Genomic DNA, 1,280 nt, shown 5'->3' on the forward strand with positions numbered 1-1,280 from the left:
GGCGCTGCTGAAATAGAAGCCAAATTATGTCCCGAGACTCGTCTGCCGTAGGTTCGGATTCGGGCCTTGGTCAATTTCTGTCCAATTTTCGGGCTTGTAGGGTGCAAATCCCGACTTTCAGACGCAGTTCGGCTACGAAACGCGCTCATGCGGCCTCCAATGCGGCCATCCGCATCAGGTTGTAACTGGCAAACACCAGCTTGGCCTGAGCGGCGACCCGATCCAGTCCACGCAGCATCGTCTGCTTCAGCGGTCGGGCGTATTTGCCCCAGCCGAATGGCGTCTCGACGCGGTGACGGGCATTGATCGACTTCGCGTAGCCAACGTGGCGTGTCGTACGGGCGTCGATCGCTGATCGTCGTCCCTTGTTGTTCCGGGCCACGTGCGGCGTCACGCGGGCCTTGCGCGCGCCCTCCACGAAGCGTTGCTGGTCGTAGTTCTTGTCGGCGCCCACCGTCAGTCGGCGCCGGCCGGGTCTTCGATCCAGCATCGCCAGCGCCGCATCGACTTCGGCGGTGCCGCTGGCGTGCGTGGTCTCGGCGTCAACGACCAGCGCGTGGCGATTGTCGGTCAGCACGTGGCCGATATAACACAGTCGGCTGGGTTGGCCCTTGGCTTTCTTGTACAGCCGGGCGTCGGGGTCGGTCTTGCATTCATGCGTGTCAGAACGCCTCACCTCGCCCTTGAAGTCGGGCGGCCCGTTCGGCGGCTCGTCGTCCTCGTCTTTGCGCCGATAGCTGCCCATCGACGCCCAGGCGTCGATCAACGTGCCGTCTACACAGAAATGCTGGTCGGACAACAGCCGGCGCTGGCGGGCTTGATCGACCACCGCGTCCAACAACCGACCGGTCACCGCGCCATCGATGAACCGCTGGCGGTTTTTGGTGAACGTGGTGGCGTCCCAGACCGCATCATCCAGCGACAGCCCGACGAACCAGCGAAAGAGCATGTTGTAGCGGAGCTGCTCGACAAGCTGGCGCTCGGAGCGGATCGAGTACAGGATCTGAAGTAATAAGGCCCGGATCAGGCGTTCCGGGGCGATACCCGGGCGGCCCGTATGCGAGTAGCTGACCGTCAACGTCCCGTCCATCGACTCCAGTGCCCCATCGACCAGCGATCGAATCCGGCGCAACGGATGATCCGCGGGCACAAAATCGGTCGTCTGTGAATACGAAAACAGCGACGGTTGTTCGGCGTCCGGGCTTCGCATCGGTTCGGCTCCTATTCACTCTCCACTGCTGACTATTGTCCCGAGATTTGTCGGGTTTTTCAGCAGCGCC

The 1,280-nt window shown here is 62.3% G+C and carries 1 protein-coding gene; it reads right to left on the reverse strand.

The genetic code is table 11. The annotated features are described in order from the left end of the window. Positions 1-145: 145 nt before the first annotated feature. Complete coding sequence (locus ACS8Y6_RS18330) at positions 146-1,210, reverse strand: IS5 family transposase (protein WP_440851764.1); 1,065 nt, start codon at positions 1,208-1,210, stop codon at positions 146-148. Positions 1,211-1,280: the final 70 nt, after the last annotated feature.

This window comes from Salinisphaera sp. RV14 (genome assembly GCF_052044135.1).
Lineage (GTDB): Bacteria > Pseudomonadota > Gammaproteobacteria > Nevskiales > Salinisphaeraceae > Salinisphaera.